Annotated in this window: 17 protein-coding genes; 11 read left to right on the top strand and 6 right to left on the bottom strand. The window is 73.5% G+C overall.

The annotated features are described in order from the left end of the window. The first annotated feature begins 6 nt into the window (after positions 1-6). The 3 genes from GA0070614_RS21525 (at position 7) to GA0070614_RS21515 (ending at position 3,176) form a co-directional block, all read left to right on the top strand. Positions 7-966, top strand: coding sequence for a LysR family transcriptional regulator (locus GA0070614_RS21525; RefSeq protein WP_088977658.1), 960 nt, complete (start codon positions 7-9; stop codon positions 964-966). 56 nt (positions 967-1,022) lie between these two features. Further along, positions 1,023-2,204, top strand: coding sequence for an endonuclease (locus GA0070614_RS21520; RefSeq protein ID WP_088977657.1), 1,182 nt, complete (start codon positions 1,023-1,025; stop codon positions 2,202-2,204). A gap of 120 nt (positions 2,205-2,324) precedes the next feature. Continuing rightward, positions 2,325-3,176: an aldo/keto reductase gene (locus GA0070614_RS21515; protein WP_088977656.1), complete on the top strand. Its 852-nt coding sequence runs from the start codon at positions 2,325-2,327 to the stop codon at positions 3,174-3,176. A gap of 43 nt (positions 3,177-3,219) precedes the next feature. Here the strand turns inward: GA0070614_RS21515 and GA0070614_RS21510 are convergent, their stop codons facing one another. Continuing rightward, positions 3,220-4,473, bottom strand: a complete 1,254-nt coding sequence (locus GA0070614_RS21510) for a hypothetical protein (protein WP_231933353.1) — start codon at positions 4,471-4,473, stop codon at positions 3,220-3,222. 224 nt (positions 4,474-4,697) lie between these two features. Here GA0070614_RS21510 and GA0070614_RS21505 point away from each other — a divergent pair, with 224 nt between their 5' ends. Then, positions 4,698-6,227, top strand: coding sequence for an NAD(P)/FAD-dependent oxidoreductase (locus GA0070614_RS21505; protein WP_088977655.1), 1,530 nt, complete (start codon positions 4,698-4,700; stop codon positions 6,225-6,227). A gap of 64 nt (positions 6,228-6,291) precedes the next feature. Here GA0070614_RS21505 and GA0070614_RS21500 read toward each other — a convergent pair whose 3' ends face one another. Further along, complete coding sequence (locus tag GA0070614_RS21500; RefSeq protein ID WP_088977654.1) at positions 6,292-7,107, bottom strand: helix-turn-helix transcriptional regulator; 816 nt, start codon at positions 7,105-7,107, stop codon at positions 6,292-6,294. A gap of 103 nt (positions 7,108-7,210) precedes the next feature. On the opposite strand from GA0070614_RS21500, the gene GA0070614_RS21495 reads away from it, so the two are divergent. Then, the gene (locus GA0070614_RS21495; protein WP_088977653.1) at positions 7,211-7,960 is read left to right on the top strand and encodes an SDR family oxidoreductase; all 750 of its coding nucleotides are present in this window, start codon (positions 7,211-7,213) and stop codon (positions 7,958-7,960) included. A 76-nt stretch (positions 7,961-8,036) separates the two neighbouring features. Continuing rightward, positions 8,037-9,023 (top strand): aldo/keto reductase, encoded by a 987-nt coding sequence (locus GA0070614_RS21490; protein WP_088977652.1) that lies wholly within the window; start codon positions 8,037-8,039, stop codon positions 9,021-9,023. A 103-nt stretch (positions 9,024-9,126) separates the two neighbouring features. Here GA0070614_RS21490 and GA0070614_RS21485 read toward each other — a convergent pair whose 3' ends face one another. After that, positions 9,127-9,618: a GNAT family N-acetyltransferase gene (locus GA0070614_RS21485; RefSeq protein WP_231933352.1), complete on the bottom strand. Its 492-nt coding sequence runs from the start codon at positions 9,616-9,618 to the stop codon at positions 9,127-9,129. A 117-nt stretch (positions 9,619-9,735) separates the two neighbouring features. On the opposite strand from GA0070614_RS21485, the gene GA0070614_RS21480 reads away from it, so the two are divergent. Genes GA0070614_RS21480 through GA0070614_RS21460 form a run of 5 tightly spaced genes read left to right on the top strand, consistent with a single transcriptional unit; the run spans position 9,736 to position 12,575 of the window. After that, positions 9,736-10,320, top strand: coding sequence for a hypothetical protein (locus GA0070614_RS21480; protein WP_157745063.1), 585 nt, complete (start codon positions 9,736-9,738; stop codon positions 10,318-10,320). A gap of 9 nt (positions 10,321-10,329) precedes the next feature. After that, positions 10,330-11,241, top strand: coding sequence for a fibronectin type III domain-containing protein (locus GA0070614_RS21475; RefSeq protein WP_231933351.1), 912 nt, complete (start codon positions 10,330-10,332; stop codon positions 11,239-11,241). A gap of 42 nt (positions 11,242-11,283) precedes the next feature. Then, the gene (locus GA0070614_RS21470) at positions 11,284-11,949 is read left to right on the top strand and encodes an ankyrin repeat domain-containing protein (RefSeq protein ID WP_088977649.1); all 666 of its coding nucleotides are present in this window, start codon (positions 11,284-11,286) and stop codon (positions 11,947-11,949) included. A 60-nt stretch (positions 11,950-12,009) separates the two neighbouring features. Further along, the gene (locus GA0070614_RS21465) at positions 12,010-12,231 is read left to right on the top strand and encodes a hypothetical protein (RefSeq protein WP_088977648.1); all 222 of its coding nucleotides are present in this window, start codon (positions 12,010-12,012) and stop codon (positions 12,229-12,231) included. 23 nt (positions 12,232-12,254) lie between these two features. Next, positions 12,255-12,575, top strand: a complete 321-nt coding sequence (locus GA0070614_RS21460; RefSeq protein WP_088977647.1) for a GYD domain-containing protein — start codon at positions 12,255-12,257, stop codon at positions 12,573-12,575. Here the strand turns inward: GA0070614_RS21460 and GA0070614_RS21455 are convergent. From GA0070614_RS21455 to GA0070614_RS21445, 3 genes are all read right to left on the bottom strand, one after another. Next, the gene (locus tag GA0070614_RS21455) at positions 12,554-12,910 is read right to left on the bottom strand and encodes a DivIVA domain-containing protein (RefSeq protein WP_088977646.1); all 357 of its coding nucleotides are present in this window, start codon (positions 12,908-12,910) and stop codon (positions 12,554-12,556) included. The two genes, GA0070614_RS21460 and GA0070614_RS21455, sit on opposite strands and share 22 nt — an antisense overlap. A 100-nt stretch (positions 12,911-13,010) precedes the next feature. Then, positions 13,011-13,415 (bottom strand): hypothetical protein, encoded by a 405-nt coding sequence (locus tag GA0070614_RS21450; protein WP_088977645.1) that lies wholly within the window; start codon positions 13,413-13,415, stop codon positions 13,011-13,013. Continuing rightward, positions 13,412-13,672, bottom strand: a complete 261-nt coding sequence (locus GA0070614_RS21445) for a hypothetical protein (RefSeq protein ID WP_088977644.1) — start codon at positions 13,670-13,672, stop codon at positions 13,412-13,414. The genes GA0070614_RS21450 and GA0070614_RS21445 overlap by 4 nt, the downstream gene beginning before the upstream one ends.

The following is a 13,672-nucleotide window of genomic DNA, read 5'->3' as shown; positions in this document are numbered from 1 at the left end:
CCCTGCGTGGATCTGCTCCGCCACCTGCGGCACTTCGTGGTGGTCGCCCGCGAGCTGCACTTCGGCCGGGCGGCCGAGGCGCTGGGCATGGCGCAGCCGCCGCTGAGCCAGTCGATCCAGCGGCTGGAGCGGGAACTGGCGGTGGAGCTGTTCGACCGGTCCCGCCGGCAGGTCCGGCTCACCACCGCCGGCCAGCTGCTGCTCGGCGAGGCCGAGGAGTTGCTGGCCGGGGAGCGCCGGGTACGCCACCTGATGCGCCAGGTCCGCGAGGGTGCGCTCGGCGTCTTCCGGGCCGGGGTGCCGCCGGAGACCCCGGCGGTGACGCTGCGTGCGTTGCTGGACCGGCTCGCCGCCGCCGCGCCCGGGCTCGACGTCGACCTGCACGAGCTGACCACCGGTGAGCAGGTGCGGATGCTCGCCGAGGGGCGGCTCGACGCCGGGCTGCTGCACCACCCGGTGCAGGCGGACGGGCTGCGCTTCGGCCCACCGGTGGACGTACCGGTGGGGGTGCTGCTGCCCCGGGCCTCGCCGCTGGCCCGGCCGCGTGAGGTGGCGTTGGCCGACCTGGCCGGGCTGGACCTGGTCGGCCCGCCCCGGCCCACCGCGCCCGGCTGGTACGACCACGTCCTGGACGTCTGCCGCCGGCAGGGCTTCACGCCCCGCCGGGTACGCCCGGCCCGTAACCCCGAGTTCATCTTCGGTCTGCTGCTGGCGGGTGGGGCGGTGGCGTTGGAGCCGGCGGCGTCGGCCCGGCTCCAGCCCCGGATCGCGTGGCGTCCGCTGGTCGGCGCACCCCTGGTGAAGCGGACGTCGGCGGCCTGGCCGGACCGCTCGGCGCACCCGGCGGCGGTGATGTTCGCCCAGCTCGCCGCCGAGGTGCTGGCCGCCGAGGAGCCGCCGCCACCGGCCCCGGTCGTGCCGTCGGCCCGCCCCTGGCCGGTGCTGTTCGACACCACCCACCACTGAGAATTCACGTCGCCGCTCTCCCGCCGGTCGCCGCCGGCCCGTTAACATCGCCAGCCATGAATACGAAGAGTTCCACCCGCCCGCGACCCGGGCGGATGGTCACGGCGTTCGCACTCGCCGTCACCCTGGTGACCTCGGTGGCGGTGGCCGCGACGTCGGCGTCCGCGGCGGCCACCCTGACCGTGGCGCAGGCGCTGTCCGCCCAGGACGGCCGGACCGCCACCGTCACCGGCTACGTGATCGGGCAACCCACCGCCTCGAGCACCGTCATCACCTCGAACTACACCGCCGACACCGCGATCGCCATCGCCGACACCGCGAGCGAGACCAGCACCGGCCGGATGCTCTACGTCCAGGTCACCACGGCGTACCGGAGCAGTTTCGGGCTGCTGACCAACCCGTCGCTGCGCGGCAGGCAGATCACCGCCACCGGGACGCTGACCGCGTACTTCAGCCACGGCGGGTTGAAGAGCCCGACCGCGATGAGCCTGGGCGGCGCCGCCCCGTCGCCCACCGCGTCGCCGTCGCCGACCTTCACCGGCGGCCCGTACGACTCGACCTACTACGCGAACGCGATGGGCAAGACCGGCCCCGCGCTGCGCAGCTCGCTGCACTCGATCATCCGGAACCAGACCAGGCTCTCCTACGACCAGGTGTGGGAGGCGCTGCGGGACACCGACCAGGACCCGGCCAACACCAACAACGTGATCCTGCTCTACACCGGCCGCTCGCAGAGCAAGACCAGCAACGGCGGCGGCGTCGACGACTGGAACCGCGAGCACGTCTGGGCCAAGTCGCACGGGGACTTCGGCACCGCCACCGGGCCCGGCACCGACGTGCACCACCTGCGTCCGACGGACGTCTCGGTCAACTCGCTGCGCGGCAACAAGGACTTCGACACCGGCGGCAGCCCGGTCGGCGAGGCGCCGGGCTGCTACACCGACGCCGACTCGTTCGAGCCGCGCAACGCGGTCAAGGGCGACGTGGCCCGCATGATCATGTACATGGCGATCCGGTACGAGGGCAACGACGGCTGGCCGAACCTGGAGATGAACAACTCCGTCTCCAACGGCACCGCGCCGTACCTGGGCCGGCAGTCGGTGCTGTTGCAGTGGCACGCCCAGGACCCGCCGGACACCTTCGAGAAGCGCCGCAACCAGCGCATCTACGAGCGCTGGCAGGGCAACCGGAACCCGTTCGTCGACCACCCGGAGTGGGCCGGCGCCATCTGGGGCTGACGCAGATCACCCCGGTCGGTCCGTGAGCGTACGGCCCGACCGGGTAAGTCCGGTTGGCACGTGCCCGCTCGACGGCGTCCCGTCGGGGCGGGCGTACCGGACGATGGGAGAAGAAGCCGGATGGCGAACACGATTCCCGACATCACCCTGAACGACGGCAACACGATCCCGCAGCTCGGCTTCGGGGTGTACCAGATCGAGCCGAAGGACACCGTCGAGGCGGTGGGCAAGGCCCTGGAGATCGGCTACCGGCACATCGACACCGCCGAGATGTACGGCAACGAGGCCGAGGTCGGCGAGGCGGTCCGCCGCTCCGGGCTGGACCGGCGCGAGGTCTTCGTGACCAGCAAGCTCAACAACGGCTTCCACCGCCCGGACGACGCGCGCAAGGCGTTCGACTCGACGCTGGCCGCGCTGAAGATGGACTACGTCGACCTGTTCCTGATCCACTGGCCGCTGCCCACCCTCTACGACGGCGACTTCGTCTCCACCTGGCAGACGCTGGAGGAGTTCCGGCGCGACGGCCGGGCCCGCTCGATCGGCGTGTCCAACTTCCAGGTCGCGCACCTCGAGCGGCTGGCCGCCGAGGCCGAGGTGGTGCCCGCGGTGAACCAGATCGAGGTGCACCCGTACTTCGGCAACGCCGACGTGCGCGCGTACGGCCGGGCGCACGGCATCCCGACCGAGGCGTGGTCGCCGATCGCCCAGGGGAAGGTCCTCGACGACCCGACCCTGGTGGACATCGCCGAGGAACTGGACCGCACGGTGGCCCAGGTGGTGCTCCGCTGGCACGTGCAGCGCGGCGACATCGTCTTCCCGAAGTCGACCACCCCGCGGCGGATCGAGGAGAACTTCCACATCTTCGACTTCGACCTGGACGAGGCGACGATGGAGCGCATCACCGGGCTGGACAAGGGCGAAGCCGGACGGCAGGGCCCGAACCCCGACACGTTCGACTACCTGCCCGCCTGAGGGTCACGGGACGCGGGGGCCGGGGCGGCCGGCCCCCGCGTGCTCAGATGATGAAGTGCGTCCAGTAGGTCAGCCAGACCACGAACAGCACCCCCTGGAGCAGGGCCAGCACGGCGCCCAGCCAGGCGTCGGCCGTGGCGTGGCGCGCCCAGCGGGCCAGCACCAGGCCGACCGGGAACGCGGCGAGCAGGTAGCGCAGCAGGCTCTTGTAGACCGGCGGGCCCATCGACAGCGGACCCAGGACCGTCAGCACCGCGTAGACGACGTACGGCAGCCCGATCCACCGGGCGCCGGCGAGCACCACGACCAGGACGGCGACGGCGAACCAGACCCGTACCGCGTCCCGGCCGTCGCCGCCGGTGAGGCCGTGCCAGAGCACCCACAGCGGGTTCTGCACCCGGATGCCCCAGCCCTTCTCCTGGGCGTGCTTGTAGGCGAACCAGTCCCCGCCGGTGACGCGGCAGAACGCCATGAAGGTCAGCCAGCCGGCGGGGATCAGCAGCAGTGGCCATCCGTCGCGCAGGTAGCGCGCCGTGCTGCGCGGGTCCGGCCGGTAGCGGTGCTGGCGCAGCAGGACCAGGGCCAGCGGGACGGCGACCAGGAACCCGATCGAGCGGCTGAGCCCCAGGAAGTACCCGACCAGCCCCACGAGCAGCCAGCGCCGCTGCTCGGCGTAGTGGAACGCGGCCAGGGCGAGGCAGAGGAAGAGCGACTCGGTCAGCGCCGCCTGGAACAGGAACGCGGTCGGCAGCAGCACCAGGTACCGGGTGAACCGGCGCGCCGAGGCGTCGTCGCCGAGCACCGCCTCCCCCAGCCGCAGCGCGTAGTACAGCAGCAGCAGGAACGCCACGTTGGCGATGAGCAGCAGCGCCAGGGCGGTGTGCCCGCCGAGCGGCACCGCCAGCGCCCGGGCCAGGAACGGGTAGAGCAGCGGGAAGCCGAAGTCGTCCCAGTCGCCGGTGACAGGTTGCCGGGCCAGGTGGTCGTAGATCAGGGCGTCCCAGGCGAACCAGAGCGAGATCCAGCGCTGCCCGGAGATCGCCTCCTGGGCGGTGCGCATGCCCGCCTCGTCGGCCGGTGGCGCGCCGGGCACCCCGTCCCACGCCGCCAGCGCGACCACGCCGAGGACGGCGAAGACGACCTTCGCGCCGACGAAGAGCGCCAGGACGTACCGCCAGCGCCACGGCACCCGGGCGGCCACGCCGCCGGCTCGCGCCCGCAGCCGGTCCACCCGTTCGCCCACGCCGGGCCGGCGGCCGCCCGGCGCGGACGTCTCCTGGGTCGTGCCGTCGGCCATCAGCGCTTCCTCGCAGGTCGGGTCCGCACCCGCGGCCGATCGGGACGGGCCGCGAAGCTGCCCCGACATCCCCCGCCCGGCCCCGATGACACCTCCCGGACGGATGAGCCCCCCGACGGCGCGGAGCGGCATGATCGGGAGTTTCCCCGCAGGGGACGTGAGAGAACGCGGGGACGGGGTATCCGCGCCTGTCCGCAGGGGTCGACCGCAGGGAGCGCACGGGGATGGACGAGCGTCACGGCACGGTGGTCATCGGCGCCGGCCCGGCGGGCCTGACCGCCGCGTACGAGCTGCTCCGGCACGGTGCGACGGTGCGGGTGTTCGAGGCCGACCAGGTGGTCGGCGGGATCAGTCGTACGGTGGAGCGCGACGGCTGGCGGTTCGACATCGGCGGGCACCGGTTCTTCACCAAGGTGCCGCGGGTCGAGGCGTTCTGGCACGAGGTGCTACCCGACGACGAGTTCCTGCTGCGCCCCCGGATGAGCCGGATCTTCTACCGTGGCGCGCTCTACGACTACCCGCTCAACGCCGGCAACGCCCTGCGCAACCTCGGGATCCGTGAGGCGGCCCGGTGCATGGGCTCGTACGCGAAGGCGCGGCTGCGTCCGCCCCGCGACCAGTCGCACTTCGAGGGCTGGGTGTCGGCGCGCTTCGGCTGGCGGCTGTACTCGATCTTCTTCAAGACCTACACGGAGAAGGTGTGGGGGATGCCGGCCGACCGATTGCAGGCCGACTGGGCGGCCCAGCGGATCAAGAACCTGTCGCTGGCCCGGGCGGTGCTCCACGCGCTGCTGCCCCGCCGCAACCGCAAGGACGTGACCAGCCTGATCGAGGAGTTCCAGTACCCGAAGTTCGGGCCCGGCATGATGTGGGAGCGCTGCACCGACGAGGTCCGCCGGCGCGGCGGCGAGGTCTCCACCGGCACCTGGGTGACGGCGGTGCACCGCGAGGGTGGCCGGGCCGTCGCGGTCACCGTCGACGGGCCGGGCGGCGAGCGCCGGGTCCCGGCCGACCACGTGATCTCCTCCATGCCGATCTCCGAGCTGGTCACGGCGGTCCGGCCGGCCGCCCCGGCCGAGGTGCTGGCCTGCGCCGCCGACCTGCGCCACCGCGACTTCCTCACGGTGGCGCTGGTGGTGCCGGAGGAGTTCTCGTTCCCGGACAACTGGATCTACGTGCACGACCCGGCCGTGCAGGTCGGCCGGATCCAGAACTTCGGCTCCTGGTCGCCCTACCTGGTCAAGGACGGGCGCACCTGCCTCGGCCTGGAGTACTTCGTCTTCGAGGACGACGAGACCTGGCGCAGGCCCGACGACGAGCTGGTGGCGCTGGCCACCGCCGAGTTGGAACAGCTCGGCCTGGTCCGGCCGGGGTGCGTGGAGAGCGGGTACGTGGTGCGGATGCCGAAGGCGTACCCGGTCTACGACGAGCGCTACCAGCACAACGTCGACACCATCCGGGCCTGGCTGGCCCGGGAGCTGCCCAACGTGCACCCCGTCGGGCGCAACGGCATGCACCGGTACAACAACCAGGACCACTCGATGCTGACCGCGATGCTGACCGCCGAGAACATCGTGCACGGCGCCGGCCACGACGTCTGGACCGTCAACGTGGAGCAGGACTACCACGAGCGGGCCGGGCGCGGTGACGGCCGGCGCGGCACCGGCCGGGACGCCCCGATCGTGCCGGGACGCACCGTCGCGGCGACGGTCGCCGGGCCCGCGCCGAGCCGCCGCCCGACCGGCGTCAACTAGGACGTTCGTCGTCGTCCCTGGCCGGCCTGCGGCGGGTCGGCAACCCCGGCACCCGCTGTGCGCGTCACGGGCGCACCTGCTCGGCGAGGCGGCGGAACACCTCGTGCGTCGGCGAGCCGGGGGCGGCGGTGTACACGATCAGCCGCTGGTCGGTCTCCGGCACCAGCAGCACCCGGCACTCGAACTCCAGCGGCCCCAGCTCCGGGTGCGCCACCCGCTTGGTCACCGGGCGGCGCTGCGCCACGTCGTGCTCGGCCCAGAGCGCGGCGAACCGGGGTGAGACGCCGAGCAACTCGGTGACCAGCTCGGTCAGCCCCCGGTCGCCCGGGTACCGGCCGTAGGCGGCGCGCAGGTCGGCCACCGAGTCGCGGACGAAGCGCCGCGCCTCCGGGTCGTCCGGGGTGGGGTGCCGGAACATCCAGCGGATCATGTTGCGCTCCGGCAGGTCGCCCAGCAGGCGCGCGGCGAGCCGGTTGACGGCCAGCACGTCGTACTTGGCGTCGACCAAGTACGCCGGGGTGGTGGTCATGGCGTCGAGCAGGTCGCGCAGCCCCGGCGGGACGTCACCGCTCGGGCCGGGCACCGGGGGCGGGCTCTGCCCCGCGACCCGGAACAGGTACTCCCGCTCGTCGCGGGTGAGCAGCAGCGCCCGGGCCAGCGCGGCGAGCACCTGCCGGGACGGGTGCGGGCCACGGCCCTGCTCCAGCCGCACGTAGTAGTCGACGGAGAGGCCGGCGAGCTGGGCGACCTCCTGGCGGCGCAGGCCGGGGGTGCGGCGGCGTACCCCGTCGGGCAGGCCGACGTCGGCCGGGCGCAACCGGGCGCGGCGGCTGCGCAGGAAGGTGGCCAGCTCGTCGCGGCGCAACCCGGCTGCGGTCATGTCCCCCAGCCTGCCGCACCGGCGCCCGCCGAGGGTGGTACCGCCGGTCCCAGGCTGCGCCGGTCTATCCCGCCCGCACCGGCTCGTCGGCAGGCTCGACGCCATGACGACGACGAAGCTCGCCCTGGTCACCGGGGCCAACAAGGGAATCGGGTACGCCACCGCGCGGCAGCTCGCCGGGCGGGGCATGACGGTGCTGGTGGGCGCGCGGGACGCCGACCGGGGCGGGGCGGCGGTGGCGGCGCTGCGCGACGGCGGCGCGGACGCGCACCCGGTGGCGCTGGAGGTGACCGACCCGGAGTCGGTCGCCGCCGCCGCGAAGCACGTCGCGCAGGAGTACGGCCGCCTCGACGTGCTGGTGAACAACGCCGGGATCGTCCGGGCCGACGGCTCGGCGCTGCCCAGCGAGACCACCCTGGCCACCCTGCGCGAGGTGTACGAGACGAACGTCTTCGCGGTGGTCACGGTGACCAACGCGTTCCTGCCGCTGCTGCGCCGCTCCCCCGCCGGGCGGATCGTCAACGTCTCCAGCGAGGTCGGTTCGATCACCACGATGACCGACCCGGAGAGCTTCCTCTGGCCGCTGACGTCGGTGCCGTACCCGTCGTCGAAGTCCGCGTTGAACATGGTCACCGCGATGTACGCCAAGGAGCTGCGGGACACCCCGATCCTGGTCAACGCGGCCAACCCCGGGTACTGCGCCACCGACCTCAACGGCAACTCCGGGTACCGCAGCGCGGAGCAGGGCGCCGAGGTGAGCGTGCACCTGGCGACGTTGCCGGCGGACGGGCCGAGCGGCCTGCTCTGGGGCCACCTCGCCGCCGACGACTCGTCGGGGGCGCTGCCCTGGTGAGGGCTTGACCTGGAGTGCGCTCGAACGTCGAGGGTGGAGTCGGACACCTGGCGGGGGCCGGGTGGAGGGGAGATCCATGCGCTACCGCACGATCGGCACCGACCCGGCGACCCGGCGGGAGGTGAGCGTGCTCAGTCTCGGCGCGATGCTCTTCGGCACCGCTACCGACGAGGCCACCTCGTACGCGATCCTCGACCGCTACGTCGAGGCGGGCGGGACGTTCATCGACACCTCGGACAACTACGCCTTCTGGGTCAACGGCAAGCAGGGCGGGGAGAGCGAGGAGCTGCTCGGGCGCTGGCGGCGCAGCCGGGGCGTCGGCGACGAGATCGTCATCGCCACCAAGGTGGGGGCGCGGCCGCTCGCCCCGGGCACCAGCTACACGGACAACGCCGAGGGGTTGTCGGCGACGGTGATCCGCGAGTCGGCGCAGCGCAGCCGGGAGCGGCTGGGCACGGAACGGCTCGACCTGCTCTACGCGCACATCGAGGACCGCACCGTGCCGGTGGAGGAGACCGTCGGCGCGTTCGGCGAACTGGTGGCCGAGGGCACGGTCGGGTTGTTGGGAGCGAGCAACCACCGTGCCTGGCGGGTGGAACGGGCCCGCACGCTGGCCGCGGCGGCCGGCCTGCCCGGGTACGAGGTGCTCCAGTACCACCACACCTACCTGCACCGCCGGGTCGACCTGCCCAGTGAGCTGGATCCGGACGGTGACGTCGGCTCGGTCGGTCCGGATCTGGCCAGCTACCTGCGGGTGGAGCGGGGGCTGACGCTGGTGGCGTACTCGCCGCTGGCCAAGGGCGGCTACACCCGGGCGGACCGGCCGCTCGGCCCGGCGTACGACCTGCCCAGCGCGCCCGGCCGGCTGGCCGTGCTGCGGCAGGTGGCCGCGGAGAGCGGGGCGACGGTGAACCAGGTGGTGCTGGCCTGGCTGATGGGCGGGGAGACACCGGCGATCCCGTTGGTCGGCGCGTCATCGGTGGCGCAGTTGGAGGAGAGCTTGGCGGCGGTGGACCTGGAGTTGACCGAGGCGCAGCGGGCCCGGCTGGACGAGGCGCGCTGACCGGCCCGTGTCGGCTGATCCGGCACCACGGCGTGGCGTCGGTGTCGCCGCCGCGCCGTGGTGTCAGGCGCCGCGTCGTGGTGTCAGGCGCCGCGCCGTGGTGTCAGGCGCCCAGGTCGATCCGCCAGTCGTTGGAGCGCATCAGGTGTCCCGGCGGGTACTCGAACTCGGTCTCGCCGAGCAGGGTGAAGCCGGCCTTGCGGCAGACCGCGTTCGAGGCCGGGTTGTCCACCGACGGGTACGCGTGCGCCCAGCGACGCCGGCGCTGGGCGGCGGCCTCGGCGACGACCGCCCGGACGGCGGCGGTGGCCAGGCCGCGCCCCTGGTGCTCGGGCAGGATCGCCCAGCCCATCTCGTAGACCGGCTCGTCGTGCCAGACCCGTTCCCAGTAGCCGACGCTGCCGGCCTTCGCCCCGTCGGGCAGCACGACGGTGAACATGCCGCCCTGGCCGGTGCCGGCCAACCGCGCGTATCGCTCGTTGCGGGCGAGCACCTGCTCGTCGGTCTCCGGGCCGCCGGTGTGGTGGCGGATCTCCGGCGCGTTGAGCCGCCGCAGCAACTCCAGGTCGTCCTGGTCCCATGGTCTGATCCGCACCGCTGTCGTCACCGCTCCCCCGTCCGGTCGGCCGGTCTCCAGTGAAGCAACCGGCACCGACATTCCACCGGCGGACGCCGTCCTCGCCGCTTGATCCGCGCGGCTACCGTGCCGGTCGTGACCGGGACCGACCAGTCGGCCGCCCGGGGTCGGCTCGCGCGGCTGGCCCGGCCCGCCGTGATCCTGCCCGTGGTGCTGCTCCTCGGCGCGGCACTGTTCTCCGTGCCGTTCCAGACGCGCCGCGATCAGGACCGGTGGGCCGTCGAGCTGCGCGAGCGGGGCCGGCCGGCGCAGGCGTACGTGTACGACGTGCGGACCGAGCGCAGCCGGACCACCGTGTACGTCCGGTACGCGCTCGACAGCGTCACCCACGAGCAGGAGATCGCCTGCGTGCAGGTGTGCCCGGCCTGGCGCAGCACCGTGCCGATCCGGGTGAGCCGCACCGACCCGGGTGACTTCGTCACCGACTACGGCCAGCTCAGCGGCCATCGGGGCCGGGTGCAGGGCGTGCTGGGGGCCGTCGGCTTCGTGCTGCTCGCGGTGCCGCTGGTCGGACTGGCCGTCATCGGGGGCGGTCGGCTGAAGGACGCCCTGACGGCCCGGCTACGCGGTGGGTCACGACCGCGCCCGCGGGCCGTCGGCCCGGTGTCGATGCCCCGGTCGAAACGCAAGCACGCGCGGGGCCGCCGACCAAACGATTGATAAGGATGCATGTCCATCCGTAGCATCCTCACCATGCGTGCCCGCCGCGTCACCCTCGTCGCCGCCCTCGCCGCGCTGCTCAGCGGCCTGGCGGTCGGCGTCGCCCGCGCCGACGACACCCCGGCGCTGACCACCCCGAGCGCCCCGGTGGTGGTCGCCAACGAGCCGCACCGGCTCACCCTGGCCTGGTCGCCCGCACTGTGGAAGGGCGAGCCGGGCGGTCCGATCACCTACGACGTGCGCTCACCCCTGGGCCCCAACGTGTACCGGGGACTCGGCAGCACACAGGACACCACCATCACGCTGACCAACCTGGCCCCCGGCACCGAGTACCGGATCGCCGTGCAGGCGTACGCGATCGGCGGGTACTCCGACACCTCACCGGTCACCGTCGTGCGGACCGTGGACGGGCGGGCGGTCGTCGACTACCTCAACCTGGACTGGTCGCCGACGGACAACCAGGCGCAGTTCGTGCTGCGGGTGACCAACAGCGGGGACGCCCCGCTGGACCTGACCACCGTGCGGATCCGCTACCACGTGCGCTTCGGCGACGGGAACACCTCGCTGGTGCCGGAGTGCGACTGGGCCCAGCTGGGCTGCGCGAAGATCCAGCGCACCCTCCAGTACTTCCCGCCGCCCGCGCCGCCGCCCGGCCCACCGACGCCGAGCCCGACGCCGACGGTCTTCCCGCCGCCCGGGACGCCGGTCCCCGGCTGGGTGGAGATCACCTTCACCGGCGGTGTCCTGGTCCCCGGCGGGTCGACCGGTCCGATCCAGCTCCGCCTGCACCGGCACAACTGGACCGCCTTCGACGAGCGCGACGACCCGAGCTGGGAGGCGGCCGTCGGGGCGTGGACGCGCAACGACCGGATCACCCTCGACGTCGACGGCGTCCGCGAGTTCGGCGACACGTACGCCTGAGCGGGGCTGCCCCGACCGGCGCCCCGGCCCCACAATGATCATGTGGGGCACACCTGGGACGGGATCACGCGGGGCACGTCGCTGTCGGACTGGGCGCTCACCGCCCGCAACGAGCTGGCCGACCGGGCGCGGGCGTACGACTGGGCAGGTGTGCTGACGGTGCTCACCGCGCCGGGCGGCGGGGGCTGGGTCAACGCCACCCGCCCCGACGGCACCTCCCGGTGGGCGCCGCTGCACCAGGCCGCCCGGGCCGGTGCGCCCGTCGAGGTGGTGCACCGCCTGGTGGAGCTGGGCGCCTGGCGGGGGCTGCGTACCGCCGACGGGGAACGGCCGGTCGACATCGCCGTCCGCGCCGGTCATCACCACCTGACCGAGGTGTTGACCCCGCCCCGGCTGCTCGACGTGCCGGATCGGGAGCTGCGCGCCGTACAGGAGCACTTCCACGGCCTGATCCGGGCCCGGGTCGGCGCGCTCGTCGACGAGCACCGGCTCCGGCTGCCGGAGCTGGAGGTGCTGCGGGAGACGCCGACCGAGGACACCCACTTCGCCGTGCCCGGCATGTACGGCGGCTTCACGTACCGGCTCGCCGTCGACGAGGGGCGGGCGAAGCTGACGGCGACGAGCTGGATGCGGGTGGTCGGTGGGTCCGGCCGGCGGCACGAGATCACCCAGGAAGAGGTCGTCCTGGTCGAGCAGGGGTTCGTCTGACCGGTTCGGGTGGACCGCCTCCCGATGACTAGCCGCGCCCGCACCGGGTACGCGCGGGCCATGGGTAGCCACAAGGAGAACAAGCACGACCCCGGCGGCGAGTCGGCCCGCGCCGGACGGAGTCCGGGCAGCGGCGCACGGGGCCGGCAGGGCTCCGAGGTCGAGCGTTCACCGAAGCGCCGGCACCTGCGCGCCGCGACCGGCACCTCGGGCAGCGAGCGTGACCACGGCCGGTCCTCGCTGGCACACGGCGACCGGGTCAACCGGCAGGGCGGGGCCTGACGAGTACCAGGGAGTGATGCGGCATGTCGAGGTTCCTGCTGAGGTCGACCTACACCGCCGACGGGCTCAGGGGCCTGGCCGGCGACGGCGGCAGCCGACGCGCCGAGGTCGTCCGGAAGATGGTCGAGGACGCCGGCGGGCGGCTGGAGTCGATGCACTTCGCCTTCGGCGAGGACGACACCTACGTGGTGTGCGAGCTGCCGGACCATCCGACGGCCGCCTCGCTGGCGATCGCCATCGGCGCGGCGGGCGGCCTGCGCGTGCAGGTCACGCCGGTGCTGACACCGGAGGAGGTCGACGAGGCGACCCGCCGGACGGCCGCCTACTCGGCGCCCGGGGCGTGACCCGCGAGTTTCGGAGGCCGGTCGGCGTCGGCCGCCACCTTCGGCTGGGTACGGCGCACCCGCCGCGCGGTCGTCGTCCGCTTCGACTTCGCGCCGCCGGCCCGCTCCGACTGCCAGGTCCGCAACGCCCGCTTGATCCGCTGGTTCTCGGCCCGCGCCTCCTCCAGCTCACGCCCACGGGCGCGCAGCTCGTACGCCAGCCGGTGCAGCAGCGCGTCGACCTCCTCGCGGCGGTAGCCGCGCTGGTACCACGCGGCCAGCGGCAGCCGCACGGCGGCGATCTGCTCGGGGGTCAGCTGTTCGGTGAGGACGTTGCGACTGCGGTACGTCCCCACCTCAGCGTCCCACCCGTCGGCCCGTGAGCCCGTCCACCGTCGCGCACCCCGTGATCCCCACGCCCAGGGATACGGACGATCACGGTGAGCGGTTCACCACTCAGCGGGCGTCGGTGACCACGTGCGAGCAGGCGGGGCAGGCCGCCGGCCCCTGCTCGGCGTACCAGCGGCAGGTGCGCCGGATCGCGCACTTGGGCAGCTCCGGCTCGGCCGGGCCGACCACCTCCCGGTAGGAGGCCACGACGCGGGCCCCGAGGCCGCAGTGCTCACCGGTCCAGAAGCCGCAGGACGAGGTGACGCAGGGACCGGCGAGCCGGTAGCGGGCCTCGACCGGGGTGCCCGCCTCGACGGGCACGGCGAGCGCGACCTCGGCGGGGACCTGCGGGGTGACGTAGGCGACCCGACCCGCCGGAGTGATCATGCCGAGGAAGACCGTGGCGTTGGCCGCGGAGGTGCTCGGACACATCCGCTCCGGCGGGTCCGGCCGACGGGCCGGCTCGGTCACCGGGGCATCCAGAATCCGATGTCGTTGATCTTCTGGCCGAGCTCCTGGGCGAACGGGCCGTCGATGACCCAGATCCCGTACCACTCGGGGCGCAGCTTGAGGTTGGCGTGGCCGAGGGCGAGCGGGGTGGCCAGCTGGGCCCCGGCGCTGGACAGGGCGGCCAGGCCGGCCTTCTGGATCTCCCCGGCGATGTGGCTCTGCTGCTCGGGGGTCAGGTCGACGCCGTCGACGACGAAGCGGAACTCGTTGCGGGACAT

The organism is Micromonospora coxensis (assembly GCF_900090295.1).
GTDB classification, from domain to species: domain Bacteria; phylum Actinomycetota; class Actinomycetes; order Mycobacteriales; family Micromonosporaceae; genus Micromonospora; species Micromonospora coxensis.
Note: the sequence above shows the minus strand (reverse complement) of the source record. Positions and strands in the feature narration are given on the sequence as shown.

What these genes read in the sequence shown, in the direction of transcription:
- GA0070614_RS21520 (WP_088977657.1), top strand. Translation starts at nt 1,023, where the DNA reads ATGAATACGAAGAGTTCCACCCGCCCGCGACCCGGGCGGATGGTCACG.
- GA0070614_RS21515 (WP_088977656.1), top strand. Translation starts at nt 2,325, where the DNA reads ATGGCGAACACGATTCCCGACATCACCCTGAACGACGGCAACACGATC.
- GA0070614_RS21510 (WP_231933353.1), bottom strand. Translation starts at nt 4,473, where the DNA reads ATGGCCGACGGCACGACCCAGGAGACGTCCGCGCCGGGCGGCCGCCGG.
- GA0070614_RS21505 (WP_088977655.1), top strand. Translation starts at nt 4,698, where the DNA reads ATGGACGAGCGTCACGGCACGGTGGTCATCGGCGCCGGCCCGGCGGGC.
- GA0070614_RS21500 (WP_088977654.1), bottom strand. Translation starts at nt 7,107, where the DNA reads ATGACCGCAGCCGGGTTGCGCCGCGACGAGCTGGCCACCTTCCTGCGC.
- GA0070614_RS21495 (WP_088977653.1), top strand. Translation starts at nt 7,211, where the DNA reads ATGACGACGACGAAGCTCGCCCTGGTCACCGGGGCCAACAAGGGAATC.
- GA0070614_RS21490 (WP_088977652.1), top strand. Translation starts at nt 8,037, where the DNA reads ATGCGCTACCGCACGATCGGCACCGACCCGGCGACCCGGCGGGAGGTG.
- GA0070614_RS21475 (WP_231933351.1), top strand. Translation starts at nt 10,330, where the DNA reads ATGTCCATCCGTAGCATCCTCACCATGCGTGCCCGCCGCGTCACCCTC.
- GA0070614_RS21465 (WP_088977648.1), top strand. Translation starts at nt 12,010, where the DNA reads ATGGGTAGCCACAAGGAGAACAAGCACGACCCCGGCGGCGAGTCGGCC.
- GA0070614_RS21460 (WP_088977647.1), top strand. Translation starts at nt 12,255, where the DNA reads ATGTCGAGGTTCCTGCTGAGGTCGACCTACACCGCCGACGGGCTCAGG.
- GA0070614_RS21445 (WP_088977644.1), bottom strand. Translation starts at nt 13,672, where the DNA reads ATGTCCCGCAACGAGTTCCGCTTCGTCGTCGACGGCGTCGACCTGACC.